The organism is Burkholderia sp. 9777_1386, from assembly GCF_015712265.1.
Lineage (GTDB): Bacteria > Pseudomonadota > Gammaproteobacteria > Burkholderiales > Burkholderiaceae > Burkholderia > Burkholderia cenocepacia.
The window spans coordinates 92,594-110,083 of record NZ_JACCQB010000014.1; the positions used below are offsets into that span (position 1 = coordinate 92,594).

A 17,490-nucleotide genomic window follows, 5' to 3' on the forward strand; every position below is an offset into this window, starting at 1 on the left:
GGCATTGTCATCCCATGTCTGGACCGCCGCGCGTCTTCGCATGGACATCGCGATCGCCGGTGTCCCCCGCGTGTGCTGACGCCTCGGGAATGACCATGAATCGTCAGACGTCGTTTCATCTGAAACCGAAATAGACCCAATACGGATTTATTGCGGATTATCACTTGCGTTTCACACCAGTCTATCTAGACTGTTCAAGTCCAAACGGTCGAATGTGTCATTTTTTTCAGGAGACGATGCAATGCGCCTCACCATTCGGATTAATGGCAGCGAATCGGCAACCCGGCATTCCTTCGCGGTACTGTGGGTCGATACCGACGAGGGGCTGTGGTCGCGCGAGGCACATCAGGGCATCGACCTTCCGACCTGGGGCAAGGTCCGCGACGTCGAGGGCGCGATGGCGCTCTGCGCGGCCGACAGCGGCAATGCCGTCTGTCAGTTGAAGGGGTTGTCGTTCGATGCGACGCGGCGTGAACAAGGGCCCGCGGTGCTCGCCGGCGAACATCCCGACGGCGCGTGGCGGCTGCAGGCGGTCGATACCTGCACCACCCAGCCGGAATATCGGGAATTTATTTCCGTTGCCCGATAGGTATTATTGACATGAATCGTCTGCGGTTTTCGGGTTTATTCCGGTATCGGTGATATTCATTTCGATATTCAGCATGAATGGCGCCTCGGTTCGAGGCGCTTTTCATTTTCTGGATTAAAGAAATAACCGGGGTGCGGGCAATTGATCGCGCGCCGGGACGCTCGCGATCGAGCGGCGGCGAAGACCGCACGCTCGGATCGGCATGCGACGCTCGTGCGTGTTTCGTCCTGTGCAGCCGCCGCGAATGCCTGCCCGACCCCGCCTTCCTCCCTTTTCCGCCGTGTTCCCGATCGCCTGCCATTCTCCTTTTTGCGGGGCCGGAACATACTTTCCCCACACGGTGTTTACTCATTTATTACAATCGCATTATTCAGACTGACCCGCCGCCGCCCGGCGGCCCGACCCGGCCATTGCATGAGCGTAAAAAAGAAGACCCACCCTGCCGATCCGTACGCAGCGGCGACCAAGAATCCGATGCTCGCGTCGCGCCTGCCGATGTGGCGCTCGCGGCTGATCGTGGTCGTCGTGTTCCTCGCGTTCGCCGCGCTGATCGCGCGCGCTTTCTGGGTGCAGGTCGCGAACCAGGATTTCTACGTCGGCCAGGGCCAGAAGCGTTATCAGCGCACGATCGAGCTCGACGCGATGCGCGGGCGCATCGTCGACCGCAACGGCGCGATGCTCGCGGTCAGCCTGTCGACCTATGAAATCTGGGCGAACCCGAAACAGGTCGCCGACACCGATTACCCGCAGATCGCGAAGCTGCTCGACATGCCGCTCGTCGAGGTGAAGCGGCGTCTCGGCAACGACAAGACGTTCGTGCTGCTCAAGCGGCAGGTCGACGCGGATACCGCGAGCCGGCTCGACAAGCTCGCGATCGACGGCATCACGCAGATCGCCGATTCGAAGCGCTTCTATCCGGAAGGCGAATCGGCCGCACACGTGGTCGGCTTCACGAACGTCGAGGACAAGGGCCAGGAAGGCGTCGAGCTCGCGGCCAACGCGCGCCTGCAAGGCACGTCCGGCCAGCGCGAGGTGATTCGCGACCGGCTCGGCCGCATCGTGTCGGACACGCGCCCGCTCGTCCCCGCGCAGCACGGCGCGACGATCGAGCTGACGATCGACCGCCGCATCCAGCAGCTCGCCTTCAGCCAGCTCAAGGCGGCCGTGATCGAGAACAACGCGGTAGCCGGCAGCGTCGTCGTGCTCGACGCGCAGAACGGCGAGATCCTCGCGCTCGCGAACTACCCGACCTTCGATCCGAACGACCGCGCCCGCCTCACCGGCCAGCAACTGCGCAACCGCGCGGTGATCGACACGTTCGAACCGGGCTCGACGATCAAGCCGCTCGTCGTCGCGCTGTCGATCGACGAGCGCAAGGTCACGCCGAACACGATCATCAACACGTCGCCGGGCACCTACAAGATCGGCCCGGCGGTGATCCACGACACGTCGAACCACGGGTCGCTGACGGTATCGCAGGCGCTGCAGAAGTCGAGCAACGTCGCGCTCGCGAAACTGGCGCTGAACCTGCCCGCCGAAACGATCTGGAACAAATACCAGGAGTACGGGATCGGCCGCGCGCCGGAGCTGACGTTCCCGGGCGTCGCGTCGGGCCGGCTGCGCGGCTACAAGCGCTGGCGGCCGATCGAGCAGGCGACGATGGCGTACGGCTACGGGCTGTCGATGTCGCTGCTGCAGATCGCGCAGACCTACACCGCCTATGCGGGCGACGGCACGCTGCACCCGGTGTCGCTGCTGAAGAACGGCACCGATCAGCAGACGATCGACGCGCACCGCGGCCACCGCGTGACGTCGCCGCAAACCGCCGCCGCGATCCGCTCGATGCTCGAGATGGCGGTCGGCGAAGGCGGCACGGGGCGCCGCGCGCGCGTCGACGGCTACCGGATCGGCGGCAAGACCGGGACCGCGCGCAAGCAGGTCGGCGCGAGCTACGCGAAGGGCAAGTACCGCGCGCTGTTCGCGGGGATGGCGCCGATGAGCAACCCGCGCCTGATCGTCGCGGTGATGATCGACGAGCCGCGCGGCAAGGGTTACTACGGCGGCACGGTGGCCGGCCCGGTGTTCGCGTCGGTCACGAGCGGCTCGCTGCAGCTGCTCGGCGTGCCGCCCGACGCGCCGGTCGAAGCGGAGAAGAACGCGCCGGCGAAGGCCGCCGCGCCGCAGAAGACGGTCGCCGCGCTGAAAGCGGCGACAGCGACGACGACCGTCACGCAGAAACCGTCGGCGTCGCCCAGGACCACCGCGCAAGCCGGCCCCCCCGCGCCCGCGAAGCCGGCCGCCGCCGGCTGACGAAGCCACGGGCGATGCCGGGTCCGCATCGCCCCGCCCCATCCCACTCTCTAGGAACGCACCGCATCATTTGAGCGTTCCCGCCGCGTCCTCCTACAATTTTTGCGCGCCGCAGGCGGCCTTGCCTGCGCGCCCGACTACAACAACGGAGAGAGACGCATGCGATTCCCCTGGAAAACGCTCGTGCTGGCCACCGTGAGCGTCACGCTGCTGGGCGGCGCCCCGGCCCGGGCGGCCGATGCCGCCGACGTGAAGATCGGCTTCCTCGTCAAACAGCCGGACGATCCGTGGTTCCAGGACGAATGGCGCTTCGCCGAACAGGCCGCGAAGGAACAGCACTTCACGTTGATCAGGATCGCGGCGCCGAGCGGCGAGAAGGTGTCGACTGCGCTCGACAGCCTCGCCGCGCAAAAGGCGCAAGGCGTGATCATCTGCGCGCCCGACGTGAAGCTCGGCCCCGGCATCGCGGCGAAAGCCAGGCGCGCGGGGATCAAGCTGATGTCGGTCGACGACCAGCTCGTCGACGGCCACGGCGCGCCGCTCCCGGGCGTGCCGCACATGGGCATCTCCGCTTACAAGATCGGCCAGCAGGTCGGCCAGGCGATCGCGGACGAGACGAAGCGGCGCGGCTGGAATCCGGCCGAAGTCGGCATCATCCGGCTCGCGTACGACCAGTTGCCGACCGCGCGCGAGCGCACGACCGGCGCGGTCGACGCGCTGAAGGCCGCCGGCTTTCCGGCCGCGAACGTGATCGACGCGCCCGAGATGACGGCCGACACCGAAGGCGCGTTCAACGCGGCGAACATCGCGCTCACCAAGCATGCGAACTTCAAGCGCTGGGTCGCGTTCGGCTCGAACGACGACACGACGGTCGGCGCGGTGCGCGCCGCCGAGGGGCGCGGCATCGGCGCGGATGCGATGGTCGCGGTCGGCATCAACGGCAGCCAGATCGCGCTCAACGAGTTCGCGAAGCCGAAGCCGACGGGCTTCTACGGTTCGATCCTGCTGAATCCGCGCCAGCACGGCTACCAGACGAGCATCAACATGTACGACTGGATCACGAAGAACCAGGCGCCGCCGCCGCTCGTGCTGACGTCCGGCACGCTGATCACGCGCGACAACGAGAAGCAGGCGCGCGCCGCGCTCGGCCTGTGAACCCGCACCAGGAGCCGACATGACACGCACCACCCTCGTGACGGGCGCCGCCGGCGGCATCGGCCAGGCGCTGTGCCGCACCTTCCTCGCAGCCGGCGACCGCGTGCTCGCGCTCGATCGCGACCGCGCGGCGCTCGACCGCTTCATCGGGACGCTCGCCGATGGGCGCGCGACGCCGGTCGTCGACGATCTCACCGACGCCGAGCGCCTGTGCTCGATGCTCGAATCGCATCCGGAAGTCGACGTGCTGGTCGCGAACGCGGGCACGGCCGCCTCAACCACGCTGCGCGACACGACGCCCGCAAGCTGGCGCACCGATCTCGATGCGAACCTGACCGCCACCTACGTGAGCGTGGAAGCCGTGCTGCCCGGCATGCGCGCCCGCGGGCGCGGCGCGATCGCGATCATCGGTTCGGTCAACGGCGTGCATGCGCTCGGGCATCCGGCCTACAGCGCGGCGAAGGCCGGGCTGATCAGCTACACGAAGTCGCTCGCGATCGAATACGGCCGCGACGGCGTGCGCGCGAACATCGTGTTGCCCGGCACGGTCAAGACACCCGCGTGGGAAGCGCGCGTGCAGCGCAACCCGCAGGTATTCGAGCAATTGAGGAAATGGTATCCGCTCGACGATTTCGCGACGCCCGACGACGTCGCGCAGGCGGCGCTGTTCCTGTGCTCGCCGGCCGCGCGGATCATCACTGGTGTCGCGCTGCCGGTCGACGGCGGCCTGCTGGCCGGCAATCGCGTGATGGCGCAGGAACTGACACTCGAGACGTTCTACTGAGACTGAAGCCGGCAGCGCCGGCGGCCGCCCGCGCCGCCGTGCGCTGCCCGGTGCGCGATGCCGCGCGCCGTCAATGCGCGGCCGCGACCGGCTTCGCCATCCGGCCGAGCACGTGCTCGGTCATCCCGCGCGCGAGTTCGGTCTCGCCCATGAACACGGTGCCGATCCCCTCGTTCGACAGCAGCGCGGCCTCGTCGCTACTGTTCGTGCACAGCACGACTTCGAGCGTCGGGTTGAGCGTGCGCGAAATCTCGACGATCTGCCGCACGTCGAACACGTCGGGCAGCGTGACGACCAGCATCCCGGCGCGGGCGATATGCGCCTGCACCAGCACGATCGGCTCGATCGCGTCGCCCGACACGGCCGCGATGCCGTCCGCGCGCAGCTTCTCGACGAGCTCGCGATTCTGCTCGACGACGACATACGCGATCCCCCGCTCGTCCAGCGCATGCGCGATCCGCGTGCCGACCTTGCCGTAGCCGACGATCACGACCTGCCCGGTCAGGTGCGTCTGCGGCGTCGACATCGGCAGCGCGGCGAGCGGATCGTCGCGCGCCTCGAGCTTGCGCGCGAACGCCGAATGCTTGCGAATCCACGCGAGCGCCGGATCGATCATCGCGAACAGCAGCGTGTTCATCGCGATCGAGATCAGCGCGACCGCGAGAATCAGGCTCTGCCCTTCGGCCGACAGCAGCCCGAGCGCACGGCCGAGCCCCGCGAGGATGAACGAGAATTCGCCGATCTGCGCGAGGCCCGCGCCGACGGTCAGCGCGGTGTTCAGCGGATAGCGGAATGCGATCACGAGCGCGACGGCCGCGACCGTCTTGCCGATCAGCACGATCGCCGCGACCTCGATCACGTGCAGCGGCTCGTCGAGCAATACTTTCGGGTCGAACAGCATGCCGACCGAGATGAAGAACAGCACCGAGAACGCGTCGCGCAGCGGCAGCGTCTCGTCGGCCGCGCGCCGGCTGAATTCCGACTCGCGCATCATCATCCCGGCGAAGAACGCGCCGAGCGCGAACGACACGTCGAACAGCTTCGCCGCGCCGAACGCGATGCCGACCGCCGCCGCAATCATGCAAAGCGTGAACAGCTCGCGCGAGCCCGTGCGCGCGACGAGCCACAGAATGCGCGGGAACACGCGCTTGCCGACCACCAGCATCAGCGCGATGAACGCGGCGACCTTCAGCATCGTGACGCCGAGCGTGCTCCACACGCTGCCGCCGGCCGCGTGCGCGTCACCGGGCGGCGTGCCGCCGAGCAGTCCCGCCACCGGCGGCAGCAGCACCAGCACGAGCACCATCACGAGATCCTCGACGACCAGCCAGCCCACCGCGATACGCCCGTTGACCGTTTCGACGAGCCCGCGTCCCTCGAGCGCGCGCAGCAGCACGACGGTGCTCGCGACCGACAGCGCCAGCCCGAACACCAGCGCCGCACCGAGGCTCCAGCCCCAGGTGAGCGCGAGCCCGCCGCCGAGCAGCGTCGCGACGGTGATCTGCACGATGGCGCCCGGCAGCGCGATCTTGCGCACCGCGAGGAGATCGCCGAGCGAAAAATGCAGGCCGACGCCGAACATCAGCAGCATCACGCCGACTTCCGCGAGCTGCTGCGCGAGCGACAGATCGCCGACGAAACCGGGCGTGCCGGGGCCGATCACGATCCCGGCAAGCAGATAGCCGACGAGCGGCGGCATTTTCAGCAGCGACGCGAGGTAACCGAAGATCATCGCGAGACCGAAACCGGCCGCGAGCAACGCAATCAGGCTGACGTCATGAGGCATCCCCCCTCCCAAGCTCTTGTAACTATTTAGTAAGGTTCAAGAGTGAAAGGATAAGGGATGAGGCGGAAGAATGGCGCGCAGCCGCGAAAATTTCACGCGGCGGCGCCGGTTGGCGGGGCGCGACCCCGGCGAAGTGAAAGGCATGGCGGGCCCGGTCGCACGTCGACGTGGACCGCGCGACAGGCGGGGCGAGCGCCCCGCCGCTCCCGTCAGCGCGACGCTTGCGGGAACCGCGCGCCCGGCGGCGGCTCGGGCCGCGTCGACGGCACGCTCTTGCGCACCTTCGCGACCTGCGCGGCCGTCACCGGCGCGCCCGTGTTGCCCCAGCTCGTGCGCACGAAGTTCGACACGTCCGCGACTTCCTGGTCCGACAGGCGCCAGCCGAACGGCGGCATCGTGAAGGTCGACGGCGCGGTGCGCGTGCCCTGCAGCGCGCTGCCTTCCAGCACGACGTGGATCAGCGAGGTCGGATCGTCGCCCTGCACGACCGGGTTGCCGGCGAGCGCCGGGAACACGCGCGTGTAGCCGTGGCCGTCGCTGCGGTGGCAGGCCATGCAGTTGTCGCGATAGACGGCCGCGCCCGGCTTGCTCGCGTCGCCGGTCTGCAGCGCCTTCGCGGCGGCCGCGTCGTACACGTGCGGCTGCTCGCCCTGCACGCGCGGCGGCAACGTCTTCAGGTAGCGTGCGATCGCGTTCAGGTCGTCGTCGGTCATGTGCTGCATGCTGTGGCCGACCACGTCCGTCATCCCGCCGAACGCGGCCGTGCGCAGCGTGCGGCCGGTCTTCAGGAACTGCACGATCTCGGTTTCGTTCCACGTGCCGAGGCCCGTGCGCGGCTCGCCGCGCAGGCTGGTCGGCACCCAGCCGTCGATCGCCGCGCCGCCGGCCAGGAAGTCGAGGCCGTCCGCGTCGGTCAGCCCGCGCTCCTGCATCGTCGGCGCGCGCGGCGTGTGGCATGCGCCGCAATGGCCGAGCCCCTGCACCAGATACGCGCCGCGGGCGACCACCGGGTCGGTGTACGGCGCCGCGTCGAACGGCTTCGGCGCCGGCGCGAACAGCTTGCGCCAGATGCCGAGCGGCCAGCGCATCGACAGTGGCCACACGATGTCCACCTTGCGGTTCTCGTGCTCGACCGGCGCGACGCCGTGCATGAAGTACGCGTACAGCGCCTTCATGTCGTCGTCGGTCAGGCGCGAATACGACGGGAACGGCATCGCCGGATACATCGTGTCGCCGTTCTTGCGCACGCCTTCGCGCACCGCGCGGGTGAAGTCCTCATAGGTCCAGCCCCCGAGGCCCGTCTTCGGGTCCGGCGTGATGTTCGTCGAGTAGATGCCGCCGATCGGCGTGTCGAACTTCAGGCCGCCGGCGAACGGCTTGCCGCCGTTCGCGGTGTGGCAGGCGATGCAGTCGCCCGCGCGGGCGAGGTATTCGCCGCGCTTCACGAGCGCCGCGTCGGCGGACTGGGCGACAGGCGCAGCCGCCGCGCCCGAAGCCGCGGCCGGCGTAGACGCCGGCTGCGCGAACGCGGCGCCGCCCGCCAGACCGAATGCCGCCCAGGCCGTGCCGATCGCCAGCGCGCGCCGCAGCGGGGACACCGGACGCGCGGCGTTGTGGTGGTTCATCGTCCTCTTCATACGGTCACCAGCGGGGCGGGATTTTTCAGGTATTGCTCGCGGATCGCACGTGCCGACCAGTAGGCCAGCGCCGCGATGATCCCGGTCGGGTTGTAGCCGATGCCCTGCGGCAGCGCGGACGCGCCCATCACGAACACGTTGTGCACGTCCCAGCACTGCAGGTAGCGGTTCAGCACGCTCGTCTTCGGGTCGGTGCCCATGATCGCGCCGCCGACGAGGTGGGTCGTCTGGTACTGGCGCGAGTCGAAGTGCTTGCCGAACTCGCGGGTCGACACGCCGATCGCCTTCGGCCCCATCGCTTCCGCGATCTTCTTCATCTGCCCGGTCACGTACTGCGCCATCTTGATGTCGTTGTCCTTCCAGTCGAACGTCATCCGCAACAGCGGCTGGCCGTACGAATCGCGATAGGTCGGGTCGAGATCGAGATACACGTCGCGGTACGACATGTTGGTGCCGTGCGCGTCCATCGAGATCGTGTGCGCGTAGTTGTCCTTGACGGCCTTCTTCCACGCCGAGCCCCACTGCGGCGTGCCGGGCGGCGTGGCGATGCCGCTGATCGGCTTCACGCCGGCCTGGTTCACCCACAGCGGCGAGCCGCCGACGAAGCCGAGCGGGCCGTGGTCGAAGTTGTCCGCGTTGAAGTCGTCCACCGCGACGCCGTTGCCGCCCGCCCCGATGAACGGGTTCGTGTAGGTGTCCTTGTCGAAGAACGCCTTGATCGTCGACAGGTTCTGGTACGCGAAATTGCGGCCGACCACGCCTTCGCCCGAGATCGGATCGTACGGCTTGCCGATGCCCGACAGCAGCAGCAGGTGCACGTTGTGATACTGGAACGCGGCCACGATCACGAGATCGGCCGGCTGGTGCACTTCACGCCCGGCCGGATCGACGTAGGTCACGCCGGTCGCGCGCTTCTTCGTGTCATCGAGGTCGACGCGCAGCACGTGGCACTTCGAGCGCAGCTCGAAGTTCGGCGCCTGCTTCAGCGCCGGCAGGATGTTCAGGTTCGGCGACGCCTTCGAATACATGTAGCACGCGTAGCCGCTGCAGTAGCCGCAGAAGTTGCACGGGCCCATCTGCACGCCGTACGGGTTCGTGTACGGGCCCGACGTGTTCGCCGACGGCAGCCGGTACGGATGCAGGCCGAGCGAGTGTGCGGCATCGAAGAAGCGCTGCGCCGAATACGTATTGAGCTGCGCCGGCAGCGGGAAGTTGTCGCTGCGGTTCGCCTCGAACACGTTGCCGTCGCCGACCACCTTGCCGCCGACCTTGTACGCCTGCCCCGACGTGCCGAACACCTTCTCGGCGAAATCGAAATGCGGCTCGAGCTCGTCGTACGTGACGCCCGTATCCTGGATCGTCATCCCTTCGGGGATGAACTTCTTGCCGTAGCGCTCTTCATAGTGGCTGCGCAGGCGCAGCTCTTCCGGCGTGATCCGGAAGTGCACGCCCGACCAGTGCAGCCCCGCGCCGCCGACGCCTTCGCCCGGCAGGAACGCGGCGAGCTGCCGGTACGGCAGCGCGGTGTCCTGCAGGCCGTGGCGGATCGACACGGTCGTCTTCGACAGGTCGAGGAACAGCTTCTTGCGGATGTTGTAGGTCAGCTCGTCGATCGTGTTCGGGTACGCGCCGTCCGGATAGGTGTCGCGATATTCGCCGCGCTCCAGCGCGACGACGTTCAAGCCCGCTTCGGTCAGTTCCTTCGCGAGAATCGCGCCGGTCCAGCCGAAGCCGACGATCACCGCATCGACGTGCGGCTTCTTGTCTGCGGCCATCAGCTGCGCTCCCCGTTGATCGAGACGGGGCCGTACGGATAAGGCTTGCCGCTCTGGTTGACGAAATCCATGAAGTCCGCGCGTGCGCCCGGGAAACCGATCATCTTCCACGCGGCCATGTCGCGATTGCCGCCATGCACCGGATCGCAGAAGTAGCCTTCGCGCGTGTTCTGGAGCAACTGGCCGAGGAACACGCCGGGCGGGACGTCGTCGATCTGCGCGCCGCCCTTCTCCAGCGCGCCGAGCACCGTGTCGCGCGTCGGCGCGTCGAGATCCGCGAACGCCTTGCCGTGCGCCTTTTCGCAATAGCGGTTGACGGCCGCGATGCCGAGCCGGTAGATGTCGCGCGGCACCAGCTTCAACTGGTAGCCGAGCTCGGGCACGCCCTGCTGGAACGGCCCCTGCATGTACCACGTCGCGCCGTGCGCATACGGCGTCTCCATCTGGCGATCGATGAATTCCGGCACGCCCGCTTCGAGCGCGCCGGGGCCTTCGGCGTCGGCCGGAATCAGCCGGTCGACGGCAGCCTGGACGAACGCCCATTCCTTCGCATCGAAAAAGGTCGGCTTGTACGGCGCGCGTTCGGCGCTGGCCGACGCAGTGGACGCGTTGCCGGCGGTCGTCGCGGACGGCGACGACGAATGCAGGTCGCAGCCGGCGACCGACGCGATCGGCACGAGCGCGACCGACGTGCGCAGGAAACGGCGACGCGAATTGGGTTTGTCAGGTGGCGTGGACATGGTCGGATGTTGATCGTTGGGGATCGGGGTTCGGACGCGCGCATTCCGCATGCCGCGTGCCCGGCACGGCAGCCGTGCCGCAAGCGGCCGGTCGCCCTGTTCTTTCGTGTGTTGCGCACAACCTCGACGCTGGCGCCCGGCCGCGATTCGCGGTGGCGCCGTCATTGCAGCCGCACTCGCCCCGGGGCCGGCGGCGTTGCGCGGATCGACCTCTTTGCGGGCCCTATCGTCGGACAAATACCGGCATCGGCCGGCATCTTTCCGTCATCGCCCATGACCCTTATTCAACTTAGACGTCGCGCCTGCCGACGGCAAGCGCAACGTGCACGACCCTCTTTCCGGGCCTGGCGACGAGTGCCGCGAATTATATATGGAACCGGTTCCATTGCTAGAGGGTTCAATGCAATTCAGTGCATCGAAATCAGCAACAATGGAAAAACCGGATGCCGGAATGTGCAAGGATGAGGAAATGGCGGACAGCGACGATCAGGCGGCGACGGAACCCGGCGCCCCTCATCACGTGTATCTGCCGGCGGACATCCGGACGGCGCTGGCCGTCGGCGCGCGTTACGGCGTGCCCGCAATCCTCGAAGTGGCGGCGCAGCTGATGCACCGGCAGGGCCACACGTTCTTCGCCGCCGAAAACGATGTGTGGCTGATCGATGCCGTGCCGGCCGAATATCTCGAGCTAATCGATACGCGCGCGGATTGAATCACGCACCGTTCCTCTCTCACCACGGCCAGAACATCGACGCGATCGACAGCGCCAGCGCCGCGCACAGCGGCGAGTAATACAGCGTATCCATCCGCGCGAAACGCGACCCGCGAATGCGTTTGAAGAAGCCGACGTAGCGGAAATCGCCGACGGCCCGCACCGCGAAGATCAATGCGAGCGCAACGATCGCGAACGCGATCGTGCAGGGATACGCGTTGCGCCCCAGCCAGCCGGCACGCGCGGCGACCGCGCCTGCACCGCCCAGCAGCGCGAGCGCGACGGCAAGCGTGCCGACCGCAGTCGGCCGCAACAGCGGTACGCCATCCTGCTCCGGAATGGCCGCGCGCTTGCCCAATCGCCCGCCGAACGCCCAGTACACGTGCACGAGCGCGATGGCGCAAAGCGTCGGTACGCTGAAATACGCAGCGGTCATGTCGATCAAGGTCCTCGTCTCGTTGTCTCGTCGTTTTGCCGAAAGGTGTTCGGCTCGCGGCCCCGGCCCGCGCCACGCATGACGATACCGAAACCCGGTCACGCGCACATTGCGACGTCCGGTCGCAACCGACGGCGATGCATGCTGCGTTGCAGTGCGCATGCGTCGTCGCACAGCCCGGCCGCTTGACTTCCCTCCGCGCACTACTACCCTGTTATTCCAGTACTGCGGTCGGCCTGCCGCTGCGCGACCGGCTGCTCGCACGACGACGATAACGAAGGCCATGGAGGCGACTCATGCTGATCGGTGTGCCGAAAGAGATCAAGAACCACGAATACCGCGTCGGCCTCACGCCGGCCGGCGCGCGCGAACTCACGCGGCACGGCCATCGCGTGCTGGTGCAGCGCGGCGCGGGTACGGCGATCGGCCTGCTCGACGACGACTACACGGCCGCGGGCGCGTCGCTCAGCGACGGTGCCGAGGACATCTTCGCGCGCGCCGACATGATCATCAAGGTCAAGGAACCGCAGCCGGCCGAATGCGCGATGCTGCGGCGCGGCCAGATCCTCTACACATACCTGCATCTCGCGCCCGATCCCGATCAGGCCGCCGCGCTCGTGAAATCCGGCGCGGTCTGCATCGCGTACGAAACCGTGACGGGCCCCGGCGGCGGCCTGCCGTTGCTCGCGCCGATGAGCGAAGTCGCGGGCCGCATGTCGATCCAGGTCGCGGCGACCCACCTCGAAAGCCCGCGCGGCGGCCGCGGCCTGCTGATGGCCGGCGTGCCGGGCGTGCCGGCCGCGCACGTCGTCGTGCTCGGCGCCGGCGTGGTGGGCACCGGCGCGCTGCAGATGGCGGTAGGCCTCGGCGCGCGCGTCACCGTGCTCGACAACAACGTGAACCGGCTGCGCCAGCTCGATCTCGTGTTCGCCAACCGGATCGCGACCGTCTGTTCGAATGCGCAGACGGTCGACGAAGCCGTGCGCGATGCCGACGTCGTGATCGGCGCCGTGCTCGTGCCGGGCGCGTCGGCGCCGCGGCTCGTCACGCGCGACATGATCGCGACGATGCGCAAGGGCGCGGTCGTCGTCGACGTCGCGATCGACCAGGGCGGATGCTTCGAGACCTCGCATGCGACCACGCATGCGGCGCCGACCTTCGTCGTCGACGGGGTCGTCCACTACTGCGTCGCGAACATGCCCGGCGCGGTCGCGCGCACGTCCACCTTCGCGCTGAACAATGCAACGCTCGGCCATGCGCTCGCGCTCGCCGACAAGGGCTGGAAGCAGGCGATGCTCGACGATCCGCATCTGCGCGCGGGCCTGAACGTGTGCGACGGTCACATCACGTACGAAGCGGTCGCGCTGGCGCTCGGCCTACCTTACGTCCCCGCGACCGGCGTGCTCGGATGACCCTGCCGGCATGAGCTGAACGCATCGCGACCGGCCACGCTCACGCGCCCTTCGACCGACTCCGCTTCGCACCGCCGCCCGCGCTGCCCGCACCGCCCATCGTGCGCGCCAGCAGCGGCCGCAGTTGCGCGAGCGTGCGCGTGTTCAGCACGTCCTGCCGCGTCAGCCAGCCGCGCCGCGCCTGATCGACGCCGAACGCGAGGTTGTCGAGCTCGTCCGCGCTGCATGCATCCGAACCGATCGCGACCGGCACGCCGGCCTTCGCGGCCTCGCGGCACCACACGTCCGGCAGGTCGAAGCGCCGCGGCTGTGCATCGAGTTCGACGAAACAGCCGCGCGCGGCAGCCTGCGCGAGCACGCGCGGCACATCGAGTTCGCAGGCGTCGCGCTCGCCGAGCAGGCGGCCGGTCGGGTGCGCGAGAATCGAGAAATGCGGATGATCCATCGCGCGCAGCATGCGATCGGTCTGCGCGCCGCGCGGCAGGTCGAAGCCGTCGCGTATCGCACCGACCACGAGATCGAGCCGGCCGAGCAGCGCGTCGGGCACGTCCAGGCTGCCATCCTCGCGAATGCCGGCCTCCACGCCCTTGAGCAACACGAAATCGTCGAACGTCGCGTTGAGGCGATCGATGTCGTCGAGTTGCCGCGCGAGCCAGTCGAAACCGTTGCGAGCGCCGCCGTCGGGTGGGGCGCGGTCGGTGACGGCCAGATAGGCGAGCCCGCGTGCACGCGCGGCGGCGGCCATCGCGCGCAGGCCGTCGCGGCCGGCCGACGCATCGGTGTGCGCGTGCAGGTCGCCATGGAGATGCTTGCGCTCGACCAGCGCCGGCAGCGTGCCGGCACGCGACGCATCGATCTCGCCGCGACCCTCGCGCAACTCGGGCGGCACCTCGTGCAACCCGATAGCCGCGTAGACCGATGCCTCCGTCGCTCCGGCAATCCGTTCGTCGCCACGAAACACGCCGTATTCGTTGATTTTCAGGCCGCCGGCCTGCGCGAGCCTGCGCAGCGCGATGTTGTGCGCCTTCGATCCGGTGAAGTAGACGAGCGCCGCGCCGAACGCATCGGCATCGACGACCCGCAGGTCGACCTGCAATCCGTTGACGAGCATCACGCTCGAGCGCGTCTTGCCGTGCGCGAGCACGCGCGCCACGTCGTCGTAGCCGACGAACGCTGCGGTGACCGCACCCGCGTCGCGCGCGGTGACGAGGATGTCGAGATCGCCGACCGTCTCGCGGCGGCGGCGGAAGCTGCCGGCCGGCACGGCCTGGCCGACGCCGGTCACCGCCCGCAGGCGTTCGAGCAACGGCATCAGCGCATGTGCGGCGTCGGGCAGCAGGAAGCGTTGCGGCTCGCGCTGCAGGCGATCGTCGATCGCTTCGAGCAGATGCGCTTCGGTTTTCGCGCCGAAGCCCGGCAGCTCGCGCACATGCCCGCTCTTCGCTTCGGCGCGCAACTGTTCGAGCGAATCGACGTTCAGCGCGTCATGCAGCGCCTTCACGCGTTTCGCGCCGAGCCCGGGCACGTCGAGCAGCTCGACGATCGCGCCCGGCAGCGCATGACGCAAGGTTTGCTGCAGTTCGCAGGTGCCGGTCGCGGCGATCTCGCGCAGCTTCGCCGCAAGATCGGCCCCGATCGACGGAATCTTCCCGAGATCGTCGCCTTTCGCGATCATCGTCGGAATATCCCGGCCGTAGTCGGCGATCGTACGCGCGGCGTTGCGGTACGCACGCACGCGAAACGGGTTGGCGCCCTGGATCTCGAGCATGTCGGCGATCTCGGCGAACACGGCCGCGCACTCGGCATTGTGGATCGGCATGATCGGCGTGGCTCCCTTCCACGTGGATGGCGCCGCGCCCCTGCGCGACGGCGTCTGCCCGCCCGGCGCCGCATGTCGACGCCGCCGGGCGCCCGTTGGTCATCCTGCGCCGGCCGCGCGGCGCGTACCGCGCGGCTGGAGCCGCGGCGTCAGAGCGACGCGCGCGGTGTCGTCGCGTAGCGTCGTTCGTAGATCGATTGGCAATGCGTGCAACGTTCGGCGGTCGGCCGCGCCAGCAGCCGCTCGTAGCCGACCGCGCCGTCGCAGTCGATGCATTCGCCGTAACTGCCGTCACGCATCCGCTGCTGGGCGCGCCCGATCGCGCGCAGTTCGGTCAGCTTCATCCCGATCAACGCATGGTCGACGTCGACGAACAGGTCGGCATTCGCCTCGTCGCCCTCGTCCGGCGCCGCGCCGGCCAGATCCGCATAGGATTCCGACGCGCGCTGGTCTTCGCTCGTGCGGATCTCCGCACGCAGCGCCTGCTCGCTCTCGTTCAGCCGCTGTTTCAGCGTCTGCCGTTGTTGTTGGTCGAGCGACATGGCCGTCTCTCCTGTTCCGGTTCCGCGCGAAGAAAGGCGGCGCGCGGTATCGCGCCGGTGCGCGACGCGCAGGCATGACCTGCGCCGCCGCATCCGGATGATGCGACCGGACGCGCAAAACGCCGGACGCATTCGACGCAGGATAAACCCATTGAACACGCGTGTGTTGACCGGAATCAGCGTGCCGGTCATGCGACGGCGGAGGGACGAAACTGGGGACGGACGCGGAATCGCGACCGAAGGGGCGCGTGGCGAAGCCCCGTCGGCGCAAACGCAGCGCAGCAATTTCCCATGCGGCCACATCGCTTCGTTCCGTGCGCACGAGCCGGCCTCATTCCGTCGATACGGTCGCTCACGCGGCGCCGCTTCGATGATTCGTCTTCCTTAGAATGCATTGCGCCCGATGAAGCCGCGCACCACCGTCATCAGGATGATCTTGATGTCGAACCAGAAGCTCCAGTTCTGCATGTAGAACAAATCGAACTTCACGCGCGCCTCCATCGCCTCGACCTTGCGCGTTTCGCCGCGATAGCCGTTCACCTGCGCCCATCCGGTGATGCCGGGCCGCACGCGGTAGCGGTACATGTAGCAGTCGATCAGTTGCCGATAGAGGTCGTCGTGTTCGATCGCGTGCGGACGCGGGCCGACCACCGACATCTGCCCGAACAGCACGTTGAAGAACTGCGGCAGCTCGTCGAGCGACGTGCGCCGCAGGAATGCGCCGACACGCGTGATGCGCGAATCGTTGCGCGACGCCTGCCGCACGACGCCCGGCTGCACGCGGTGCACGCGCATCGTCCGGAACTTCAGGATATGGAACTCGCGGCCGTCGACGCCCTTGCGGCGCTGCTTGAACAGCACCGGCCCCGGCGACGACAGCTTGACCGCGATCGCCACCATCGTCAGCAGCGGCAGCAACGGAATCAGCACGCCGAACGCGAACAGCCGGTCGAACGCGAACTTGGCCCATAGCTCCGGCGCGGCGCGCGGCGTGGTCGCGAGATTGATCGCCGGCATGCCGAGCAGGTCGGTCGCGGAGCGATCGACGACCGCCATCTGCCGCACGTCGGGCAACAGCCGCAACTCGACGAACTCGTCGCGCAATTCGCGCACGATGCGCTGGATCCGCCACTCGTGCGACATCGGCAGCGTGAGCCAGACCTCGTCGATGTCGCCGCCCCGAATCAGGTCGCGCAACGTGGGCCAGTCGTCGATCACCGGCACGCCGCCGATGCCGCCCGCGGCGGTCTGCGCATCGTCGTCGAATACGCACGCGGCCACGAACGGGCCATTCGGCGCGCGCTGCATCCGCTCGATCGCCACCCGCCCGTAGCCGGTTGCGCCGACGACGGCGACGCGACGTTGCCGCCCCCGCGGATCGCCGCGCGTCAGCGCGAACGCCAGCAACGCCGCGCGGCCGAGCAGCAGCGCCGCGTCACCGGCGAGCACCGTGCGCACGATCCAGCGGGTCGTGACGGTGCCGCCGCGATTCATGATCCACATCGTGCCGGCCACCGTCAGCACGCTCGCGCACACCACCGCCACCAGCGTGTGCGTCAGCGCGTGCGCGCCGCCCTGCACCGCGACGCCGCCGCGCACAGTGCGCAGGTAGCGCGGCAGCAGCGCCACCGTCAGCACGCACAGCAGCGCGATCGCGCCGCGCTGCGCGTCGGACAGCGCATGCCAGCCGAGACCCGACGCAGCCTGCGCGACGAGCGCGCCGGCCAGCACGAGCACGACGTCGGCCGCCGCGATCGCGGCGCGCCGCATCGCATTCGTTCCACCGGACATCG

The 17,490-nt window shown here is 68.3% G+C and carries 14 protein-coding genes; 6 read left to right on the top strand and 8 right to left on the bottom strand.

The genetic code is table 11. The annotated features are described in order from the left end of the window. The first annotated feature begins 241 nt into the window (after positions 1–241). The 4 genes from H0X91_RS13800 to H0X91_RS13815 all read left to right on the top strand — a co-directional run bounded on the left by H0X91_RS13800 (position 242) and on the right by H0X91_RS13815 (position 4,838). Positions 242–589, top strand: coding sequence for a DUF3564 family protein (locus tag H0X91_RS13800; RefSeq protein ID WP_006483554.1), 348 nt, complete (start codon positions 242–244; stop codon positions 587–589). A gap of 414 nt (positions 590–1,003) precedes the next feature. Further along, a complete protein-coding gene (locus H0X91_RS13805) occupies positions 1,004–2,899 on the top strand; it encodes a peptidoglycan D,D-transpeptidase FtsI family protein (RefSeq protein ID WP_062885502.1) in 1,896 nt (631 codons plus the stop codon). 159 nt (positions 2,900–3,058) lie between these two features. Beyond that, a complete protein-coding gene (locus H0X91_RS13810; protein ID WP_058903052.1) occupies positions 3,059–4,054 on the top strand; it encodes an arabinose ABC transporter substrate-binding protein in 996 nt (331 codons plus the stop codon). A 19-nt stretch (positions 4,055–4,073) separates the two neighbouring features. Then, positions 4,074–4,838: an SDR family oxidoreductase gene (locus H0X91_RS13815; protein ID WP_006483553.1), complete on the top strand. Its 765-nt coding sequence runs from the start codon at positions 4,074–4,076 to the stop codon at positions 4,836–4,838. 70 nt (positions 4,839–4,908) lie between these two features. Here H0X91_RS13815 and H0X91_RS13820 read toward each other — a convergent pair whose 3' ends face one another. From H0X91_RS13820 to H0X91_RS13835, 4 genes are all read right to left on the bottom strand, one after another. Then, positions 4,909–6,624: a cation:proton antiporter domain-containing protein gene (locus tag H0X91_RS13820; RefSeq protein WP_006493088.1), complete on the bottom strand. Its 1,716-nt coding sequence runs from the start codon at positions 6,622–6,624 to the stop codon at positions 4,909–4,911. Positions 6,625–6,833: 209 nt separating this feature from the next. Continuing rightward, positions 6,834–8,261, bottom strand: coding sequence for a cytochrome c (locus H0X91_RS13825; protein ID WP_060265898.1), 1,428 nt, complete (start codon positions 8,259–8,261; stop codon positions 6,834–6,836). Then, positions 8,258–10,036: a GMC family oxidoreductase gene (locus H0X91_RS13830; protein WP_011547848.1), complete on the bottom strand. Its 1,779-nt coding sequence runs from the start codon at positions 10,034–10,036 to the stop codon at positions 8,258–8,260. Before H0X91_RS13830 ends, H0X91_RS13825 begins: the two co-directional genes overlap by 4 nt. Then, the gene (locus H0X91_RS13835; protein WP_006494978.1) at positions 10,036–10,776 is read right to left on the bottom strand and encodes a gluconate 2-dehydrogenase subunit 3 family protein; all 741 of its coding nucleotides are present in this window, start codon (positions 10,774–10,776) and stop codon (positions 10,036–10,038) included. The genes H0X91_RS13830 and H0X91_RS13835 overlap by 1 nt, the downstream gene beginning before the upstream one ends. A 400-nt stretch (positions 10,777–11,176) precedes the next feature. Here H0X91_RS13835 and H0X91_RS13840 point away from each other — a divergent pair, with 400 nt between their 5' ends. Continuing rightward, complete coding sequence (locus tag H0X91_RS13840) at positions 11,177–11,488, top strand: 2'-phosphotransferase (RefSeq protein ID WP_012493299.1); 312 nt, start codon at positions 11,177–11,179, stop codon at positions 11,486–11,488. 19 nt (positions 11,489–11,507) lie between these two features. Here the strand turns inward: H0X91_RS13840 and H0X91_RS13845 are convergent, their stop codons facing one another. Further along, positions 11,508–11,924: a DUF3995 domain-containing protein gene (locus H0X91_RS13845; RefSeq protein WP_043204794.1), complete on the bottom strand. Its 417-nt coding sequence runs from the start codon at positions 11,922–11,924 to the stop codon at positions 11,508–11,510. Positions 11,925–12,220: 296 nt separating this feature from the next. On the opposite strand from H0X91_RS13845, the gene ald reads away from it, so the two are divergent. Next, positions 12,221–13,336, top strand: coding sequence for an alanine dehydrogenase (gene ald, locus H0X91_RS13850; protein WP_006494982.1), 1,116 nt, complete (start codon positions 12,221–12,223; stop codon positions 13,334–13,336). Between the two features lie 40 nt (positions 13,337–13,376). On the opposite strand, the gene polX is transcribed toward ald, so the two are convergent. The 3 genes from polX to H0X91_RS13865 all read right to left on the bottom strand — a co-directional run bounded on the left by polX (position 13,377) and on the right by H0X91_RS13865 (position 17,488). After that, the gene (gene polX, locus H0X91_RS13855) at positions 13,377–15,155 is read right to left on the bottom strand and encodes a DNA polymerase/3'-5' exonuclease PolX (RefSeq protein WP_058903049.1); all 1,779 of its coding nucleotides are present in this window, start codon (positions 15,153–15,155) and stop codon (positions 13,377–13,379) included. 149 nt (positions 15,156–15,304) lie between these two features. Next, entirely contained in the window at positions 15,305–15,697 is a 393-nt protein-coding gene (locus tag H0X91_RS13860) for a TraR/DksA family transcriptional regulator (RefSeq protein WP_012493297.1), read from the bottom strand. A 384-nt stretch (positions 15,698–16,081) separates the two neighbouring features. Beyond that, positions 16,082–17,488 carry an undecaprenyl-phosphate glucose phosphotransferase gene (locus tag H0X91_RS13865; RefSeq protein ID WP_034203353.1) on the bottom strand — a complete coding sequence of 469 codons (1,407 nt, stop codon included), beginning with the start codon at positions 17,486–17,488 and terminating at the stop codon, positions 16,082–16,084. Positions 17,489–17,490 lie beyond the last annotated feature (2 nt).

Excerpts from the sequence above, each read along its gene's own strand:
- H0X91_RS13800 (WP_006483554.1), top strand. The coding sequence starts at position 242 with ATGCGCCTCACCATTCGGATTAATGGCAGCGAATCGGCAACCCGGCAT.
- H0X91_RS13805 (WP_062885502.1), top strand. The coding sequence starts at position 1,004 with ATGAGCGTAAAAAAGAAGACCCACCCTGCCGATCCGTACGCAGCGGCG.
- H0X91_RS13810 (WP_058903052.1), top strand. The coding sequence starts at position 3,059 with ATGCGATTCCCCTGGAAAACGCTCGTGCTGGCCACCGTGAGCGTCACG.
- H0X91_RS13815 (WP_006483553.1), top strand. The coding sequence starts at position 4,074 with ATGACACGCACCACCCTCGTGACGGGCGCCGCCGGCGGCATCGGCCAG.
- H0X91_RS13820 (WP_006493088.1), bottom strand. The coding sequence starts at position 6,624 with ATGCCTCATGACGTCAGCCTGATTGCGTTGCTCGCGGCCGGTTTCGGT.
- H0X91_RS13825 (WP_060265898.1), bottom strand. The coding sequence starts at position 8,261 with ATGAAGAGGACGATGAACCACCACAACGCCGCGCGTCCGGTGTCCCCG.
- H0X91_RS13830 (WP_011547848.1), bottom strand. The coding sequence starts at position 10,036 with ATGGCCGCAGACAAGAAGCCGCACGTCGATGCGGTGATCGTCGGCTTC.
- H0X91_RS13835 (WP_006494978.1), bottom strand. The coding sequence starts at position 10,776 with ATGTCCACGCCACCTGACAAACCCAATTCGCGTCGCCGTTTCCTGCGC.
- H0X91_RS13840 (WP_012493299.1), top strand. The coding sequence starts at position 11,177 with ATGCAATTCAGTGCATCGAAATCAGCAACAATGGAAAAACCGGATGCC.
- H0X91_RS13845 (WP_043204794.1), bottom strand. The coding sequence starts at position 11,924 with ATGACCGCTGCGTATTTCAGCGTACCGACGCTTTGCGCCATCGCGCTC.
- ald (WP_006494982.1), top strand. The coding sequence starts at position 12,221 with ATGCTGATCGGTGTGCCGAAAGAGATCAAGAACCACGAATACCGCGTC.
- polX (WP_058903049.1), bottom strand. The coding sequence starts at position 15,155 with ATGCCGATCCACAATGCCGAGTGCGCGGCCGTGTTCGCCGAGATCGCC.
- H0X91_RS13860 (WP_012493297.1), bottom strand. The coding sequence starts at position 15,697 with ATGTCGCTCGACCAACAACAACGGCAGACGCTGAAACAGCGGCTGAAC.
- H0X91_RS13865 (WP_034203353.1), bottom strand. The coding sequence starts at position 17,488 with ATGTCCGGTGGAACGAATGCGATGCGGCGCGCCGCGATCGCGGCGGCC.